At 70.8% G+C, this 18263-nt stretch carries 14 protein-coding genes; 13 read left to right on the top strand and 1 reads right to left on the bottom strand.

Annotated elements, in window-relative coordinates; translation table 11 throughout:
* Positions 1-17 precede the first annotated feature (17 nt).
* From NP095_RS10480 to NP095_RS10460, 5 genes are all read left to right on the top strand, one after another.
* On the top strand, positions 18-965 hold the full coding sequence (locus tag NP095_RS10480) for an electron transfer flavoprotein subunit alpha/FixB family protein (RefSeq protein WP_232419005.1): 948 nt from the start codon (positions 18-20) through the stop codon (positions 963-965).
* Positions 966-1182: 217 nt separating this feature from the next.
* Entirely contained in the window at positions 1183-2805 is a 1623-nt protein-coding gene (locus tag NP095_RS10475; RefSeq protein WP_232419006.1) for a peptide ABC transporter substrate-binding protein, read from the top strand.
* A 76-nt stretch (positions 2806-2881) separates the two neighbouring features.
* Positions 2882-3808 carry an ABC transporter permease gene (locus tag NP095_RS10470; RefSeq protein ID WP_232419007.1) on the top strand — a complete coding sequence of 309 codons (927 nt, stop codon included), beginning with the start codon at positions 2882-2884 and terminating at the stop codon, positions 3806-3808.
* Complete coding sequence (locus NP095_RS10465) at positions 3801-4775, top strand: ABC transporter permease (RefSeq protein WP_232419008.1); 975 nt, start codon at positions 3801-3803, stop codon at positions 4773-4775. The genes NP095_RS10470 and NP095_RS10465 overlap by 8 nt, the downstream gene beginning before the upstream one ends.
* A complete protein-coding gene (locus tag NP095_RS10460; RefSeq protein ID WP_232419009.1) occupies positions 4772-6481 on the top strand; it encodes a dipeptide ABC transporter ATP-binding protein in 1710 nt (569 codons plus the stop codon). The genes NP095_RS10465 and NP095_RS10460 overlap by 4 nt, the downstream gene beginning before the upstream one ends.
* A 69-nt stretch (positions 6482-6550) precedes the next feature.
* Here the strand turns inward: NP095_RS10460 and NP095_RS10455 are convergent, their stop codons facing one another.
* Positions 6551-7090, bottom strand: coding sequence for a hypothetical protein (locus NP095_RS10455; RefSeq protein ID WP_232419010.1), 540 nt, complete (start codon positions 7088-7090; stop codon positions 6551-6553).
* A gap of 121 nt (positions 7091-7211) precedes the next feature.
* Here NP095_RS10455 and NP095_RS10450 point away from each other — a divergent pair, with 121 nt between their 5' ends.
* The 8 genes from NP095_RS10450 to NP095_RS10410 all read left to right on the top strand — a co-directional run bounded on the left by NP095_RS10450 (position 7212) and on the right by NP095_RS10410 (position 18261).
* Positions 7212-7898 (top strand): hypothetical protein, encoded by a 687-nt coding sequence (locus tag NP095_RS10450; protein ID WP_232419011.1) that lies wholly within the window; start codon positions 7212-7214, stop codon positions 7896-7898.
* Complete coding sequence (locus tag NP095_RS15265; RefSeq protein WP_304523557.1) at positions 7898-9472, top strand: Y-family DNA polymerase; 1575 nt, start codon at positions 7898-7900, stop codon at positions 9470-9472. Before NP095_RS10450 ends, NP095_RS15265 begins: the two co-directional genes overlap by 1 nt.
* A 15-nt stretch (positions 9473-9487) precedes the next feature.
* On the top strand, positions 9488-12862 hold the full coding sequence (locus tag NP095_RS10435; protein ID WP_232419012.1) for an error-prone DNA polymerase: 3375 nt from the start codon (positions 9488-9490) through the stop codon (positions 12860-12862).
* A gap of 64 nt (positions 12863-12926) precedes the next feature.
* On the top strand, positions 12927-13568 hold the full coding sequence (locus NP095_RS10430) for an NUDIX hydrolase (RefSeq protein WP_232419014.1): 642 nt from the start codon (positions 12927-12929) through the stop codon (positions 13566-13568).
* Positions 13565-14809, top strand: coding sequence for a quinolinate synthase NadA (gene nadA / locus NP095_RS10425; RefSeq protein ID WP_232419016.1), 1245 nt, complete (start codon positions 13565-13567; stop codon positions 14807-14809). The genes NP095_RS10430 and nadA overlap by 4 nt, the downstream gene beginning before the upstream one ends.
* Entirely contained in the window at positions 14809-16326 is a 1518-nt protein-coding gene (nadB, locus tag NP095_RS10420) for an L-aspartate oxidase (RefSeq protein ID WP_232419019.1), read from the top strand. Before nadA ends, nadB begins: the two co-directional genes overlap by 1 nt.
* Entirely contained in the window at positions 16319-17155 is an 837-nt protein-coding gene (gene nadC, locus NP095_RS10415; protein ID WP_232419022.1) for a carboxylating nicotinate-nucleotide diphosphorylase, read from the top strand. Before nadB ends, nadC begins: the two co-directional genes overlap by 8 nt.
* A complete protein-coding gene (locus NP095_RS10410; RefSeq protein WP_232419023.1) occupies positions 17152-18261 on the top strand; it encodes a cysteine desulfurase family protein in 1110 nt (369 codons plus the stop codon). The genes nadC and NP095_RS10410 overlap by 4 nt, the downstream gene beginning before the upstream one ends.
* Positions 18262-18263 lie beyond the last annotated feature (2 nt).

The raw sequence follows: 18263 nt of genomic DNA, 5'->3' as shown, positions 1-18263 counted from the left end.
GAAGGGCATAGACAGTCATGACTGAAGTTCTCGTTCTGATCGAGGCCCCCCAGGGCAAGGTCACGAAGCCCTCGCTGGAGCTCCTGACGATCGCCCGCCGCATCGGCGAGCCGTCGGCCGTCGTCTTCGGCGACGCCGACACCGCCGTTCTGGCCGAGTACGGCGCAGAGAAGATCTACACGTACTCCGACAGTGCCTTCGAGGAGTACCTCGTGGCGCCGAAGGCCGAGGCGCTCGCCGCCCTGGTCGCCGACAAGTCGCCCGCCGCCGTGCTGGTGCCCTCCACCAGTGAGGGCAAGGAGATCGCCGCCCGCGTCGCGCTCAAGTCCGAGTCGGGCCTGATCACCGACGCCGTCGACGTCGCCGTCGACGGTGGCGCGATCACGACCACCCAGATGGCGTTCGCCGGTAACTTCACGGTCGCCGCGCAGGTCACCAAGGGCGCGCCGGTCATCGCCGTCAAGCCGAACTCGGCCGCGCCCGAGGCCGTCGCCGGTGCCGGCACGGTCGAGGCCGTCTCGTTCGATGTCCCCGAGTCCGCCAAGGCGGTCAAGATCGTCTCGTCGGAGCCGCGCGTCTCCACCGGCCGTCCCGAGCTGACCGAGGCGGCCATCGTCGTCTCCGGCGGTCGTGGCACCGGTGGCGACTTCACCGAGGTCGAGGCTCTGGCCGACGCCCTCGGTGCGGCCGTCGGCGCCTCGCGCGCCGCCGTCGACTCGGGCTGGAAGCCGCACACGTTCCAGGTGGGCCAGACCGGCAAGACGGTCTCGCCGCAGCTGTACGTGGCCAACGGCATCTCGGGTGCGATCCAGCACCGCGCCGGCATGCAGACGTCCAAGACGATCGTCGCCGTCAACAAGGACGAGGAGGCGCCGATCTTCGAGCTCGTCGACTTCGGCGTCGTGGGCGACCTCAAGGCGGTCCTGCCGCAGGCCACCGAGGAGATCACCAAGCGCAAGGGCTGATCACCCTCGGCTCTGCCGGACCAGCGGCTCCGTCCCTTCGGGGGCGGGGCCGCTGTCGTCTGCCCGCCGTACGACCTATCGCACGCAACGTGAATTTGGTTGCAGTTCGGTGAATTAGCCCTCCCGGATTGGGGGACGGCTACTGCCAGGTGGTACTTATGGATGAGGCGCGTACACGCATGTCCACTGACGTACGCACATTCACAGGAGGATATTCATGCGACTTCGGCGTTCAGCCCTCGCAGGTATCGCCATCGCCGCCGTTGCCAGTGTGAGCCTGGCAGCGTGCTCGAGCGACAGCGACGACAATGGTGGCGGCTCCACCGATTCCGTGATCACGGCCTACGGCACCGAGCCGCAGAAGCTGCTGGTCACGACCAACACGAACGAGGTCGGCGGTGGCAACATCATCGACCTGCTGTACGCCGGTCTGATCTCCTATGACCCCGAGGGCGAGTCGACCAACGAGGTCGCCGAGTCGATCGAGTCCGAGGACAACAAGAACTGGACCATCAAGCTCAAGGACTGGAAGTTCACGGACGGCACGCCGGTCACGGCCGAGTCCTTCGTGAAGGCCTGGACCTACGCTGCTGATCCCAAGAACGGCCAGCTGCAGGCCTACTTCATGTACCCCTTCGCCGGCACGACCGAGGAGGGCACGCTCGTCGAGGGCGCGACCGAGCTCGAGGGCGCCAAGGCCGTCGACGACAAGACCATCCAGGTCACGCTGAAGGAAGCGGAGCCTGAGTTCCCGCTGCGCCTCGGCTACTCGGCGTACTACCCGCTGCCCGACGCCGCGTTCGACGAGAGCGGCAAGATCACCGAGGACTTCGGCGAGAAGCCGATCGGCAACGGCCCCTACGTCCTGGACACCTGGGAGCACGAGGTCGAGGCCAAGCTGACGCCGAACGACGACTACAAGGGTTCGCGTGAGGCCAAGAACGGTGGCGTGACCTTCAAGTTCTACACCGATCCCGACTCGGCCTACTCCGATCTGCAGGGTGGCAACCTCGACGTCCTCGAGGCCGTCCCGCCGAGCGCCCTGTCCGGCTTCGAGTCCGACGACTCGATCCAGGCCTTCACCGGCAACGGCGCGAACTTCGCGTCCATCACGATCCCCGAGCGTCTCGAGCACTGGAGCGGCGAGGAAGGCAAGCTGCGCCGCGCCGCCATCTCCAAGGCGATCAACCGCGAGGAGATCACCGAGAAGATCTTCGAGGGCTCGCGTGTCCCGGCCGAGGACTTCGCCACGTCGCTGTTCCCGGGCTACACCAAGGACATCCCCGGCAGCGAGGTGCTCGACTTCGACGCCGCCGAGGCCAAGAAGCTGTGGGCGCAGGCTGACGACATCTCCAAGTTCGAGGGCTCCTTCACCGTGGCGTACAACGGTGACGGCCCCGGCAACAAGGAGTGGGTCGAGGCTCTCGTGAACCAGGTCGGCAAGAACCTGGGCATCGAGGCCAAGCCGAAGGGCTACGCGACGTTCAAGGAGCTCCGTGAGCTCGTGACCAACCGCGAGATCAAGACCGCCTTCCGTACCGGTTGGCAGGCCGACTACCCGTCGATCTACAACTACCTGGGCCCGCTGTACGGCACGGGTGCCGGCTCGAACGACGGTGACTACTCCAACCCCGAGGTCGACAAGCTCCTCAAGGAGGCGCTCGGCGCCGAGGGTGACGAGCAGGCCAAGAAGTTGGCCGAGGTTCAGGAGATCCTGTTCCAGGACCTCCCGGCCATCCCGTTGTGGAACCAGCGCATCGCCGGTGCGGCTGCTGATGGCGTCGAAGGCGTCGTCTTCAGCTGGCAGGGCAAGCCCGAGTACCACCTCGTCACCAAGTAATCGACAGCGGTAAACAGCGCGGGGGGACGGCACCTGAGAGGGTGCCGTCCCACCGTGTGCCGCGAGGAGTGTGCACATGTGGTGGTATGTCGGTCGTCGACTGCTCCAAACGATCCCGGTCATCCTGGGGTCGACTTTCATCGTCTACGGACTGGTGTTCCTGTCCCCGGGTGATCCCATCGGCGCCTTGTTCGGCGAGAAGGCGGTCCCCGAGGCGGTTCGAGCCCAGATCGCTTCGCAGTACAACCTGGACGATCCGTTCCTCGTCCAGTGGCTCAAGTACCTCGGCAACGCGCTGACGGGTGACTTCGGCACGGCCTTCTCCGGCCGCCCCGTGGCCGACCTCGTCGCGACGGCCTTCCCGGTCACCTTGAAGCTCGCCCTGATGGCCCTGGTCATCGAGGCCACCCTCGGCATCGCCGCCGGGTTCTACGCCGGCATCCGCCGCGGCGGCATCTTCGACTCGACGATGCTCCTGGTCTCGCTGTTCGTCATCGCCGTCCCGATCTTCGTCTTCGGCTTCGTCATGCAGCTGATCTTCGGCGTCAAGCTCGGTTGGGCCCCCATCACCGTCGGTGGTGACGCGTCGTTCGGCCGGTTGATCCTGCCAGCGATCGTGCTGGGTCTGACATCGTTCGCCTACATCCTGCGACTGACCCGCTCCTCGGTCGTCGACAACCTCACGGCCGACCACGTCCGCACGGCCCGCGCCAAGGGCCTGTCGTCGGGCACGGTCAACCGCCGTCACGTGCTGCGCAACTCGCTCATCCCCGTGACCACCTACCTCGGCACCGATCTGGGCACGCTCATGGCGGGCGCGATCGTGACCGAGGGCATCTTCAACGTTCCCGGCATCGGTCGGCTGGCCTTCTCGGCCGTTCAGCGTGGCGAGGGTCCGACCGTCGTCGGCGTCGTCACCGTGATGGTCCTCATCTACGTGCTGATGAGCCTGCTCGTCGATCTCCTGTATGCCCTCCTCGATCCCAGGATTCGCTATGCGTGAAGTCATCCGCCCTGGCCAGGAGCGCTTCGTCGCTCCGTTGTCCCACACGCCGCTCGAGGCGACGGGCACCGTCGATGAGTCCCAGTCGCCCGAGAGCCAGTGGCTCGTCGCTTGGAAGAGCCTGCGCAGCAACTGGATCTTCTGGGTGTCCGCCGTGATCCTGCTCTGCGTGGCGGTCGTCGTCGCCGCGCCCGGCCTGTTCACCGACGTCAACCCGCTGGACAGCGACCTGGGTCGCAGCCTCGACGGGCCCTCGCCGGGCCACCCCGCCGGCTTCGACAAGCAGGGATACGACGTCTTCGCTCGGACGATCTACGGCGCCCGCGCCTCGGTGCTGGTCGGCATCCTGTGCACCCTGGTGGTGGCCGTGCTCGGCATCGTCACCGGCATGATCGCCGGCTTCTACGGTGGCGTAGTCGACGCGATCGTCTCGCGAGTCGCCGACATGTTCTTCGCCATCCCGCTCCTGCTGGGCGCGATCGTCGGTCTGTCCATGGTCGACAACCGGTTCCCCGAGCGCGGTTACTGGGGCGCGATCTTCGCGGTCGTGTTCGCCCTGGCGGCGTTCGGCTGGCCGCAGGTCACCCGTATCGCACGGGGCGCGGTGCTCGAGGTCAAGAACCTCGAGTTCATCGACGCGGCTCGCGCGATCGGCGCCTCGCCCATGCGCAACCTGGTCCGCCACGTGCTGCCCAACTCGCTGCCGCCGGTCATCGTGGTCTCGACCGTGTCGCTGGGCATCTTCATCGTCGCCGAGGCGACGCTGTCGTTCCTGGGCATCGGCCTGCCCTACGGCATCGTCTCGTGGGGCAACGACATCGCCGCCGCACAGAACCAGGTGCGTTCGGGCAACCGGCTGGGTGTCATGTACTGGCCCGCCGGTGCCCTGATGATCACGGCGCTGGGATTCATTCTGTTGGGCGACGCCGTGAGCGACGCCCTCGATCCGAAGCGGAAGAACCGATGAACTCCACTGCATTGCTCGAGATCAAGGATCTCCAGGTCGCGTTCGCGCGCGGCAAGGAGCTCGTTCCCGCCGTCCGTGGGGTCAACCTCTCGGTCTACGAGGGTCAGACGGTCGCGATCGTCGGCGAGTCCGGCTCGGGCAAGTCCACGACCGCGCACGCGATCATCGACCTGCTCCCCGGGACCGGCCAGGTCACTGGCGGCCAGATCCTGTTCGACGGCACCGACCTCACGTCGGCCGGCCGCAAGCAGATCATGGCCGTCCGCGGATCCTCGATCGGACTCGTTCCCCAGGACCCGATGTCGAACCTCAACCCGTTGTGGCGGGTGGGCTCCCAGATCAAGGAGGCCCTCGAGGCCAACGACGTGGCGTCGGGCAAGGAGGCGGACGCTCGCGTGGTCGAGCTGCTGGCCGAGGCCGGACTGCCCGACGGTGAGCGGCGCGCCCGCCAGTACCCGCACGAGTTCTCCGGTGGCATGCGCCAGCGCGCGCTCATCGCGATGGCGCTGGCGGCCCGGCCCCGGTTGCTCATCGCCGACGAGCCCACGTCCGCGCTGGACGTGACGGTGCAGAAGCAGATCCTCGATCACCTGGACATGCTCACCGAGAGCCTGGGCGTCGCCGTCCTGCTGATCACCCACGACCTGGGTCTGGCCGCCGAGCGGGCGGACCACCTGGTCGTCATGTACAAGGGTCAGGTCGTCGAGTCCGGCCCTGCGCTGGAGATCCTGCAGGACCCGCAGCACCCCTACACCAAGCGTCTGGTGTCCAAGGCGCCGTCGCTGGCGTCGCAGCGCCTGTCGTCCGAGCGTGCGCGTGTCCAGGTGCGCGAGCAGGCGATCGAGACCGCCGCCGAGACCGCCCAGGAGGTGGCCGAGAGCGGCGACGAGTTCGGCGAGGGCGGCGACGACGTGCTGGTCGTGGAGGACCTCACCAAGGTCTTCGAGCTCCGTGGCGGCAAGCCGTGGGAGAAGATCCCGTTCACGGCGGCCGACTCGGTCTCGTTCCGGCTGCGCCGGGGCACCACGACGGCGATCGTGGGCGAGTCCGGCTCGGGCAAGTCCACGGTCGCGCGCATGGTGCTGGACCTGCTGCCTCCCACGTCGGGCCGCGTGCTGTTCGACGGCGTCGACATCCGCGAGCTCAAGTCCAAGGCGCAGAAGCTGAAGTTCCGGCGTCAGATGCAGCCGGTCTTCCAGAACCCGTACGCGTCCCTGGACCCGATGTACTCGATCTACCGATCGATCGAGGAGCCGTTGCGCACGCACCACGTGGGCAACAAGGCGGAGCGCGAGGCCAAGGTGCGCGAGCTGCTCGACAAGGTGTCGCTGCCGGCGAACGTGATGTCGCGCTATCCCGGCGAGCTGTCCGGTGGTCAGCGTCAGCGCGTCGCGATCGCCCGGGCGCTCGCGCTCGACCCCGAGGTCGTGATCTGTGACGAGGCCGTCAGCGCGCTCGACGTGCTGGTCCAGGCGCAGATCCTCGAGCTGCTCAACGACCTGCAGGCCCAGCTGGGCCTGAGCTACCTGTTCATCACCCACGACCTCGCGGTGGTCCGTCAGATCGCCGATGACGTCCTGGTGATGCAGAACGGCAAGGTCGTGGAGCACTCCTCGGTGGCGGAGGTCTTCGACCGCCCCCGCGAGGAGTACACGCGCCGGCTGCTCGAGGCGATCCCGGGCGGGTCCATCGACCTGGCGCTGTGACCGTCACCGTCTGACGACACGACTGAGGGGGTGGGCCGACCGGCCCACCCCCTCAGTGCTGTGCGTGGCTCAGGCCTTGCGCTTCTGGACGTCCCAGATGAGCGAGGTCTGGGTGCTGCGCGGCATCTCGGCGGTGCCCGCCTTCACCTTGCGGTACCGGCAGTCGCCGCGGTACAGCGAGTACTTCGTCGCGGTGAACTTGCGCGTCTCCTGACGCTGGCGCAGGCGGTACTTGTACTTCCCGTTCCGCTTCACGCTGGCCGTGTACTTCCACGCCTTCTTCTTGCTCCACTTCTTCGTGAGCGAGCCGCTGACCTCGGCCTTCGCCTTGACGAAGACGGTGCCGGCCTCGGCCGAGAGCTTGGAGCTGACGGTGGCCGACGTGGCGGACGTGGCCGACTGGTTGTACGTGATCGTGAACCTGGCGTTCTTGGGACGCACCCAGTCCGAGTACAGGCCGGTGGGCTTGTAGGACTTCGAGATGTTCGTGAACTTCCACTTGGTGGAAGGCAGGTTCTGGCAGTCGGGCGCGGCGTGTGCGACCTGCGGCGCGAGAGCCGTGGCCGCTGCGGCCACGGTGGCGATGATGATGGTCTTGATACGGAACATGGTCCCCCCGATGGTGATTGTGGTGAGGGGAAGTTAGCAAAGCGCGCAGGCGCGAGCAACGCGACACGAGGGGCGGCACCCCGGTGTTGACGACATCGAACAGGTGTTCGATGATGGAGGAGTGAGTCCCTCCGTCCCTGCTGCCACTGCCGCCACACTGGTCGATGACCTGCGGGCGCAGATCGGCCGGATGCAGGGGCGTCCCTCAGTGCTGTCGATGCCGACGCACCCGGCGCTGGAGGGCCTGATCTCGCTGCAGCCCGGCGGCAGCTACTCCGTCGACTCCACCAGTCTGGCCCTGCTGCTGATGGCCGGACCCTCCAGGGACGGGGCCTGGTGCGCGATGGTCGGCACCGAGCGGGTGGGGTTCGAGGCGGCGGCCGCGGTGGGGGTCGACCTCGACCGCACGGTCTGGGTGCCCGACGCCGGCGCCGATCCGGCCTCGGTGCTGGGGGCGCTGGTCGACGCCGTCGGTGTCGTGATGGTCGACCGGGTGACCCTGCCCGAGCGCGAGGTCGTCCGCCTCCGGGCCCGGCTGCACCGCCGGCAGGGGGTCCTGATCGCGGTCGGCGACTGGCCTCGCGTCGATGCCCGGCTGCGTCTGCGCGACGCGGCCTGGACGGGTCTGCAGGACGGCCACGGACACCTCGTGGCCCGGCAGGCGACCGTCGAGGTCGAGCGCGGCGGCCGGGTCGCCGGCTCGCGTCGGCTGTGGTTCCCCGGTCGCGAGCTGCAGGTGGCGCCGGTCGGCGGATCGGCGGTCGAGCACGCCGCGCGGCGCGCGCCGATCGTGCAGGTGGCCGGCTGATGCGCACGATGGTGGCGTGGGTGCCCGACTGGCCGGCTCTCGTGCGCCAGGCCGAGCACGCCGAGGCGAACCGCGGTGGTCCGCAGGCGCCGTCCGATGCGCTCGCGGTGCTGGACCGCGGCGTGGTCCTGGCCTGCACTCCGGCGGCCCGGGCCCAGGGTGTCCGCCGGGGAATGCGACGCCGCGACGCCCAGTCACGGTGTCCCGACCTGGTGGTGTGCGATCACCGGCCCGAGGTCGATGCCCGTGCCTTCGAGCAGGTGCTGACCACGCTCGAGGAACTCAGTCCCGGAGTCGCGCCGCTGCGCCCCGGGCTGTGCGCGTTGAGCGTCCCCGAGCGGTACTACGGCGGCGAGGCGGAGGCGGCCGCCGTGATGGCCGAGCAGCTGGTCGGGCTCGGGGTGTGGGACGTGCGGTTCGGCATCGCCGACGGCGTCTTCGTCGCCGAGCTGGCGGCACGGCAGGCGCCCGCCCAGGACTGTCTCGTCGTGACCGCCGGCGGCAACGCCGACTTCCTGCGCGACCTGCCGGTCGAGGTGCTGGAGGTGCCCGCACCGGCGGATGCGTCCACCCCCGGGCTGGACCTGGTCACCGTCCTGCGCCGGCTGGGGATCCGCCGGGTCGGTGAGTTCGCGGCGCTGCCCGCGGCCGATGTGGTGGCGCGGTTCGGAGCCCACGGGGCGCTGCTGCACCGGTGGGCCCAGGGCGAGGAGGTGCGGCCGATCTCGCGGCGCACCCCGCCGCCCGAGCTCGTGGCCACCGTGGGCTTCGAGCCCTCGCTCGAGCGGTCCGAGGCCGTGGTGTTCAGCGCGCGCCAGAGCGTCGAGGACTTCGTCCGCGGACTCGACCGGGCGGGTCTGGTCTGCTCGACGTTGCGGATCGAGGTCGACGCCGAGGTCGCGGGCGAGCCGCGCACGTCCAGCCGGGTGTGGCGTCACCCGCGCTGGTTCGGCTCCGGCGACGTGCTCGATCGGCTGCGCTGGCAGCTGTCCGCCGATCCGCCCGGCGGTCCCGTGGTCACGGTGCGCTGCGTCCCGGTCGAGGTCGAGCCCCTGGGCGACCATGCCGAGAGCCTGTTCGGCGGGGGACCTGACGACCAGGTCGAGCGCTCCGTGGCGCGGGTCCAGGCTCTGGTCGGACCCGAGGGAGTGCGCACGGTCGGTGTCCAGGGCGGGCGCGCGCCGGCGGACCGCCGCCTGTCGGCGCCGTGGGGCGAGCGCCCCGTCGTGCAGCGGCCGGTCGACCGGCCGTGGCCCGGCAGTGTGCCGCCGCCGGCACCGGCCACGGTGTTCCCCGATCCGGCGCCGGCGCAGGTGGTGGGCGCCGAGGGGCTCCCGGTCAGCGTCAGCGGGCGCGGCGGGCTGTCGGGGCGGCCGGCCCGGTTCCGCGCGGCGGCCGATCTGGCGTGGCAGCCCGTGGCCGCCTGGGCCGGACCGTGGCCGGTCGACGAGCAGTGGTGGGACGAGGCCGCGGCCCGGCGCGTCGCCCGGTTCCAGGTCGTCGGCGTCGACGGCAGCGCCTGGCTCATGGTCGTCGAGAACGGCCGCTGGTGGACCGAGGCCCGCTATGACTGACGTGGGACGGCCCTGATGGGCTGGAACAACCCCGACATCTCGTGGCGAGAGCTGGAGGCCCGGCTCTCCGGTCGCTGGCGCGATCCCGTCCAGCCGCTGCCCGACGGCGGCGACGGTCCGGCGTTCTCGCGCAAGCGTCCGGCCTACGAGGTGCCCGAGCAGATCGAGACGCCGGGCGCGGTCGTGCCGTATGCCGAGCTGCACTGCCACAGCAACCACAGCTTCCTCGACGGCTCCAGCCACCCCGAGGAGCTCGTCCGCGAGGCGGTGGGGCTGGGGCTGTCGGCCCTGGCGCTGACCGATCACGACGGGTTCAGCGGCGCGGCCCGGTTCGCCGAGGCGGCACAACTGCACGGCATGCGCACGGTCTACGGGGCCGAGCTGTCCCTGGGGCTGACCGGTCCCCAGAACGGCGTCCCCGATCCCGAGGGCGACCACCTGCTGGTGCTGGCCCGTGGCGTCGAGGGCTATCACGCGCTGGCCTCGGCGATCACCGAGGCGAACCTGGCCGGCGACGAGAAGGGCCGCCCGGCCTACGACCTGGCCGACCTCGCCGAGCGCGGCCGCGACCGCTGGGTCGTGCTGACCGGATGCCGCAAGGGCTGGGTCCGGCGCGAGGGGATGTCCGGCCTGCGCCGTCTGGTCGACCTCTTCGGCCCCGAGCACGTCGTCGTCGAGCTCACCGACCACGGTGGGCCCGGCGACGGCCCCGCCAATGACGCCCTCGCCGGCTGGGCCGCCGAGCTGGGCCTGCCGACGGTCGCCACGGGCAACGTCCACGCCGCGCGTCCCGCGGACGCTCGACTGGCCCAGGCCTTCGCCGCGGTGCGGGCCCGGCGCAGCCTGGCCGAGCTCGACGGGTGGCTGGCGCCGCCGCCGTTCCTGCGCTCCGGCGCCGAGATGGCCCAGCGGTTCGCCCGGTGGCCCGGCGCGGTCGCCCGCTCGGTCGAGATCGCCGACGCGTGCGCGTTCGACCTGCGCAAGGCCTCGCCGCGCCTGCCCAAGCAGGACGTCCCGCCCGGACACACCCCGATGACCTGGCTGCGCGAGCTGGTCCGGCAGGGGGCCGATCGGCTCTACGCCGACCGCCGCGACGAGGCGCACGCCCGGCTGGAGCGCGAGCTGGCCGTCATCGAGGACAAGGACTTCGCCGGCTACTTCCTCATCGTCCACGACATCGTCGCGTTCGCCCGCAGTCGCGGCATCCTGTGCCAGGGTCGCGGCTCGGCGGCCAACTCGGCGGTCTGTTACGCCCTCGAGATCACGGCGGTCGACTCGATCAAGTACGGCCTGCCCTTCGAGCGGTTCCTCTCGGCCACGCGCGACGAGGAGCCCGACATCGACGTGGACTTCGACTCCGATCGCCGCGAGGAGGTGATCCAGTGGGTCTACGAGAAGTACGGTCGTCGTAACGCCGCGCAGGTCTGCAACGTCATCAGCTATCGGCCCAAGTCCGCGGTGCGCGACATGGCCCGGGCGCTGGGGTACTCGGCGGGCCAGCAGGACGCGTGGAGCAAGCGGATCGACTCGTGGTCGTCGGTCCGCACCGAGAACGGGACCGACGAGGGCGCCGGCGCGATCCCCGAGCCGGTCGTGCGGCTGGCCGAGCAGGCGATGAAGTCGCCGCGGCACCTGGGCATCCACTCCGGCGGCATGGTCCTGACCGAGCGCCCCGTGGGCGAGGTCGTGCCGATCGAGCGGGCCCGCATGCCCGGGCGCACCGTGCTGCAGTGGGACAAGGACGACTGCGCCTACATGGGACTGGTCAAGTTCGACCTGCTCGGGCTGGGGATGCTCGGCGCGATCCAGCACACCTTCGACATCATCGAGGAGTCGCTCGGTGAGCGATGGACGCTCGCGACGATCCCCAAGGAGGAGCAGGGCGTCTACGACATGCTCTGCCGGGCCGACTCGATCGGGGTGTTCCAGGTCGAGAGCCGGGCCCAGGTCGGCACCCTGCCGCGGCTGCGGCCCCGCCGGTTCTACGAGCTGGTCATCGAGATCGCGCTGATCCGCCCCGGCCCCATCCAGGGCGGAGCCGTGCACCCCTACATCCGTCGCAAGCTGGGGGAGGAGCCGATCACGTATCCGCATCCCACCCTCGAGCCGGTGCTGGAGCGCACGCTGGGCGTGCCGCTGTTCCAGGAGCAGCTCATGCAGATCGCGATGGTGTTGGGCGGATGCACCGGGGACGAGGCCGATCTGCTGCGCCGGGCGATGGGCTCGAAGCGGGGCCTGGAGAAGATCGACCGGCTGCGCGACCAGCTGTACCTGGGGATGGCCGAGAAGGGCATCACCGGTGAGCTGGCCGACGACATCTACGGCCGGATCCAGGCCTTCGCGAACTTCGGCTTCGCCGAGAGCCACGCCATCAGCTTCGCGCTGCTGGTGTACGCCAGCAGCTGGCTCAAGCTGCACCATCCGGGGGCGTTCCTGGCCGGGCTGCTGCGGGCGCAGCCGATGGGGTTCTACTCGCCGCAGTCGCTCGTGGCCGACTCGCGGCGCCACGGCGTCGAGGTCCGCAGTCCCGACATCGTGGTGTCGGGGGTGCATGCCGATCTCGAGCCGCTCGGTGAGGCCACCGGGCCCACCGGGCGAGCGGTGTGTGTCGCTCAGGAGCAGCCGCCGGTGGGGGAGTTCGACCCCGCCGCCGAGCCCGATCACGCCGGGCACCGCCGCGACGGGCACCACGCGGTGCGGCTGGGACTGACCTCGGTCCAGGGGATCGGGGTGGCCGATGCCGAGCGGATCGTGGCGGCGCGCGCCGAGCGACCGTTCGACGACATGGCCGACGTGGTGCGCCGCTGCGGGCTGACCCGGGCCCAGCAGGAGCAGCTGGCCACCGCGGGCGCCTTCGACGGCTTCGGGCTGACGCGCCGGCAGGCGATCTGGAACGCGGGCTACACCGACAGCCAGGACCGGCTGCCCGGCACGGCGATCGTCGCGCCGCCGCCGATGCTGCCGGGGATGAGCGACGTCGAGCTGACCCTGGCCGACCTCGAGTCCACCAGGATCTCGCCGCGCGAGCACCCGTTCGCCCACCTGCGGCCGATGCTGACGCAGCAGGGCGTGCTCGCGGTGGGCGGCCTGATCCGGCACGAGCCGAACCGGCGGATCCGGGTCGCGGGCCTCATCACCCACCGCCAGCGGCCGTACACCGCCGGGGGTGTCACCTTCCTCAACCTCGAGGACGAGACCGGGATGCTCAACGTCGTCGTGTTCGACGCGGTGTGGCAGCGCCACCGTCAGGTGGCCCGCTCCAGCGCGGCGGTGGTCATCACCGGCCGCCTCGAGCACCAGCAGGGCGCCGTCAACCTCGTCGCCGAGGTCATCGAGCGCCTCATCGACCCCGCCATCCCGCGGGGCCACCGCTCCCGCGACTTCCGCTGAGGTTAGTGTTGACATGACCATAACCACCCCTTAGTGTCCGAGTGACCCTAAGGAGGTGGGTGCGATGGAGCAGCGGATCGAGCTGGCCGTGTCCACCGTGATCTTCGCGCTGCGCCCGCACCCCGTCTCCGGTCGCGACACGCTCTGGCTCCCGCTGGTGCGGCGTATCCGCGAGCCGTTCCTGGGCCGCTGGGCCCTGCCGGGCGGCCCCCTGGAGCCGGCCGAGGACCTCGCCGCGTCGGCGCGCACCACGTTGCGCCGCACCACCGGGCTCGAGCCGTCCCACCTCGAGCAGCTCTACAGCTTCGGCGGCATCGACCGCTCGCCCGACCGGGTCGTCTCGATCGTCTACTGGGCGCTGGTCCGGCCCGACGAGGACGCCCGCGCGATCGACGGCGAGAACGTCGAGTGGTTCGTGGCCGACGAGGTCCCCGACCTGGCGTTCGACCACAACGACATCGTCGAGTACGCGCTGCGCCGGTTGCGCGCCAAGATCACCTACTCCGACATCGCGCACGCGTTCACCGGCGAGGAGTTCACGATCGCCCAGCTGCGCGAGGTCCACGAGGCGGTCCGCCAGGTCCGCCTCGATCCGGCCAACTTCCGCCGCCAGACCCTGGCGAATCCCCGCATCGTCCCCACCGGACGTCACCTCACCGGCACCAGCCACCGCCCCCCGGCTCTCTACCGACTGGAGACACCATGACCCTCTCGATCAACGACCTCATCGTCTCGGCGCCGGGCAGCTCGTGTGACGGCGAGCTGGCGAAGTCGCCGTGGGAGTTCGACGGGTTCCCCGGGTACGGGCCGGGCGCGTCCGAGGACGACCTCATCCCCGAGCCGGTCGTGCGTCCCGGCCAGCTGCCCGCGGCGTACCAGCGCATGCCCGAGGACGAGCTGCACGCCCGGATCCGCGCCGCCAAGCAGACCCTGGGCCACCGACTGGTGATCCTGGGGCACTTCTACCAGCGCGACGAGGTCGTCCAGTACGCCGACTTCGTGGGCGACTCGTTCCAGCTGGCCAACGCCGCGCTGACCCGTCCCGAGGCCGAGACGATCGTCTTCTGCGGCGTGCACTTCATGGCCGAGACGGCCGACATCCTGGCCCGTCCCGAGCAGCACGTGATCCTGCCGAACCTGGCCGCCGGCTGCTCGATGGCCGACATGGCCGACGAGGACTCGGTCGAGGCGGCGTGGGAGTACCTCACGCAGTTCTACGGCGACGACGACACGATCCCGGTCACCTACATGAACTCCTCGGCGGCGCTCAAGGCGTTCTGCGGCCGCAACGGTGGCATCGTGTGCACCTCGTCGAACGCCTCCACCGTGCTGGAGTGGGCCTTCGAGCAGGGGCGCCGGGTGCTGTTCTTCCCCGACCAGCACCTGGGGCGCAACACCGCCAAGGCGATGGGGGTGCCGCTGGAGCAGATGCCGATGATCAACCCTCGCGCCACCGACCTCGGCGTGGACGCCGGCGTGCTGCGCGACGCGCGGGTGCTGCTGTGGCCGGGGTTCTGCTCGGTGCACAAGCGCTTCACGGTGGCGCAGATCGAGCAGGCCCGCGCCCAGTACCCGGACTGCAAGGTCATCGTGCACCCCGAGAGCCCGATGCCCGTGGTGGATGCCGCGGACGCAGCCGGCTCGACGGACGCCATCCGCAAGTTCATCGCCGCCCAGCCGTCCGGCTCCGTGATCGCCGTGGGCACCGAGATCAACATGGTCAACCGGCTCGCGGCCGAGCACCCGGACAAGACGATCTTCTGCCTCGACCCGGTCGTGTGCCCGTGCTCGACGATGTACCGGATCCACCCCGGGTACCTCGCCTGGGTGCTCGACGGCTTGGTCGAGGGCGAGGTGCGCAACCAGATCGTGGTCGACGCGGACGTCGCCACGCACGCGAAGGTGGCCCTCGAGCGGATGCTCGCGGCCCTGCCCAAGGACGACTGATGGCGACCCGCGTGATCGTGGTCGGCAGCGGGGTCGCGGGCCTGACCACGGCCCTCGATCTGGCCGCGAGATCCCGGATCGAGGTGACCCTCCTGGCGAAGGCGGGCCTCGGTCAGTCCAACACCGCCGTGGCCCAAGGCGGTGTCGCGGTCGTGACCGCGCCCGCGGACTCCGCGGCGTCCCACGTCGCCGACACGGTCGCGGCCGGCGCCGGATTGTCCGACACCGCGGCGGCCGAGGTCCTGTGCGAAGCCGGACCAGCCGCGGTCGGCACGCTGATCCGCCGCGGGGTGAGGTTCGACCACACGGGCGGACGACTCGCCCTGGGCCTGGAGGCGGCCCACTCCCACGAGCGGATCGTCCACGCCGGTGGGGACGCCACCGGCGCGGCGATCTCGTCGGCCCTGGTCGCGCGGCTCGAGGGCTCGGGGATCGTCGTCCGCGAGAACACCACCGTGATCGACGTGGTGGTCGACGGCGGTCGCGCCCGTGGCGTGCGTCTGCTCGACGGCGAGGTGCTCGAGGCCGATGTGGTCGTGTTGGCCACCGGGGGAGCGGGCCAGCTGTTCCCGTTCACGACCAACCCCGCGGTCGCCACCGCCGACGGCGTCGCGATCGCCCTGCGTGCCGGCGCCGTGCTGGCCGACCTGGAGTTCCACCAGTTCCATCCCACGTCTCTCGCGACGCCGGGCAACCACCTGGTGTCCGAGGCGGTGCGCGGTGAGGGCGCCGTCCTGGTCGACGCCGACGGCCGGCGGTTCATGACCGAGGTCCATCCCGACGCCGAGCTGGCCCCGCGTGACGTCGTCGCGCGCGGGATCGCCGAGCAGATGGCGCGACAGGGCGGCGTGCCCGTGCGGCTGGACGCCACGGCGCTCGGCGCGCGGTTCCTGGCCGAGCGGTTCCCGACGATCGACGCGGTCGTCCGGACCCAGGGCCTGGACTGGTCCCGCGACCCGATCGCGGTCGCCCCGGCCGCCCACTACTTCATGGGCGGCGTCCGCACCGACCGGTGGGGACGCACCAGCGTGCCGAGCCTCTTCGCCGTCGGCGAGGTCGCGTGCACCGGGTTGCACGGTGCGAACCGGCTGGCATCGAACTCGCTGCTCGAGGGCGCGGTGTTCGGCGAGCGAGTGGCCGGCGCCGTCCTGGAGTCGCCGGCACCCGAGCCGTTCGCCTCCGGCCGATGGGCCACGCCGATCGAGCTCGCGGTCGAGCCCGGAGGCGAGGACTTCGGGCGCACCGACCTGCAGCATGTGATGTGGTCCGCCGTGGGCCTGTCGCGCGATGCGGCCGGTCTGCAGGAGGCCGCCGACGTCCTCGCCGGCTGGGCGCCGCCCGCGGCCACCGACGCGAAGGCGGCCGAGGACGCGAACCTGTGGCTGGTGGCGCGCGCCGTGGTGGCCGCCGCTCTGGCGCGCACCGAGTCGCGCGGGGCCCACTTCCGCCGTGACTTCCCGCAGACCGATCCGGGTCTGGCGGTCCACTCGACTCTCGTGGGGGTGCAGCATGCTTGAACGCCGCCAGATCCGTCGTGTCGTCGAGGCCGCCCTGGACGAGGACGCGCCCCACGGTGACCTGACCTCGGAGGTCTTCGTGCCGGTCGAGGCCGTGGCCACAGCCGACCTCGTGGCGCGCGAGCCCGGCGTCTTCGCCGGCGCCGAGGTGTTCGGGGTCGCGATGACCACGGTCGACCCGACCCTGGACGTCACGGTGCTGGTCGCCGACGGCGACTCCTTCGACGACGGAACCGTGCTGGCCACCGTGCGCGGCAACGCGCGTGCCGTCCTGCGGGGCGAGCGGATCGCCCTCAACCTGGTCCAGCGGATGTGCGGCATCGCCACGGTGACGGCGGCGTACGTCGCGGCCGCCGGCCCCGAGGTGCGGGTGGTGGACACCCGCAAGACCACGCCGGGCCTGCGCGCGCTTGAACGGCACGCGGTCCGCTGCGGCGGAGGCCACAACCACCGGTTCAGCCTGTCCGACGCCGTCATGGCCAAGGACAACCACCTGGCGCTCGTCGAGGACGTCACCGAGGCGATCCGCGCCGCCCGCGCGCGCCTGCCGCACACGACGCACCTCGAGGTCGAGGTCGATCGGCTCGACCAGATCGAGCCGGTGCTGGCCGGGGGGGTGGACACGATCATGCTCGACAACTTCAGCGTCGAGGACCTGCGCCGGGGCGTCGAGGTCGTGGCGGGCCGGGCCCTGGTCGAGGCGTCCGGGGGAGTGAACCTGGAGACCATCGCCGAGATCGCGACGACGGGCGTCGACGTGATCAGTGTCGGAGCGCTCACGCACTCGGTCCGGAACCTCGATCTGGGCCTGGACGTGCGGCTGTCGTGATCTACCTCGACCACGCGGCGACCTCGCCCGTGCGCCGCGAGGTGCTCGAGGCGATGTGGCCCTACCTGACCCGCGACTTCGGCAACCCCGCCAGTCACCACGACGTCGGAGCCGCGGCCCGTCACGGACTCGAGGATGCGCGGGCCCGCGTGGCACGGCACCTGGGCGCCCGGCCGTCCGAGGTCACCTTCTGCAGTGGCGGCACCGAGTCCGACAACACGGCGATCAAGGGCATCGCCCTGGCCGACCCGCGCGGACGCCACGTGATCGTCAGCGCCGTCGAGCATCCCGCGGTGCTGGAGTCGGCGGCATGGCTGGGCCGGCTCGGGTACGAGGTGACGATCCTGCCCGTGGACACCGACGGGATGGTCCAGCCCGACCTGCTGGCCGATGCGCTGCGCGACGACACGACCGTGGTCAGCGTGCAGTACGCCAACAACGAGGTCGGCACGATCCAGCCCATCGCCGAGCTCGCGGCGGGCGCCGCCGCGCGGGGCGTGCCCTTCCACACCGATGCCGTGCAGGCGGCGGGTTGGCTCGACCTGGACGTGCGCAGGCTCGGAGTCACGGCGTTGAGTCTCAGCGGCCACAAGCTCGGCACCCCGAAGGGCATCGGCGTCCTGTGGGTCGATCGCCGTCAACGCTTCGAGCCACTGGTGCACGGGGGAGGCCAGCAGGACGGTCGTCGGTCCGGCACCGAGGACGTGGCCGGCGCCGTCGGGCTCGCGACGGCCCTCGAGCTGGGACACGGCGACGCCACCCGCGTCGCCGAGCGGCGAGATCGGTTCGTGGCCCAGGTGCTCGAGACAGCCCCGGCGGCGCGCCTGACCGGGCACCCCACGTCCCGGCTGCCGGGCCACGCGTCGTTCGTCGTCCCCGGGCGCTCCGGTGAGTCCCTCCTCGTCGATCTGGAGGCGCGCGGGATCACCTGCTCCAGCGGCTCGGCCTGTGCGGCCGGCAGCGACGAGCCCAGTCACGTCCTGACGGCGATGGGGGTCGAGAGTCACACCGCGCAGACGGCGCTGCGCCTCACGTTCGACGAGTCGGTCGAGGACGTCGCGCTCGATCAGGCCGCGCGCGAGCTGGCTCGACTGGCGCAGGGCTGAGC

The sequence above is a fragment of the Aeromicrobium duanguangcaii genome (assembly GCF_024508295.1).
Taxonomy (GTDB): Bacteria; Actinomycetota; Actinomycetes; order Propionibacteriales; family Nocardioidaceae; genus Aeromicrobium; species Aeromicrobium duanguangcaii.
Note: the sequence above shows the minus strand (reverse complement) of the source record. Positions and strands in the feature narration are given on the sequence as shown.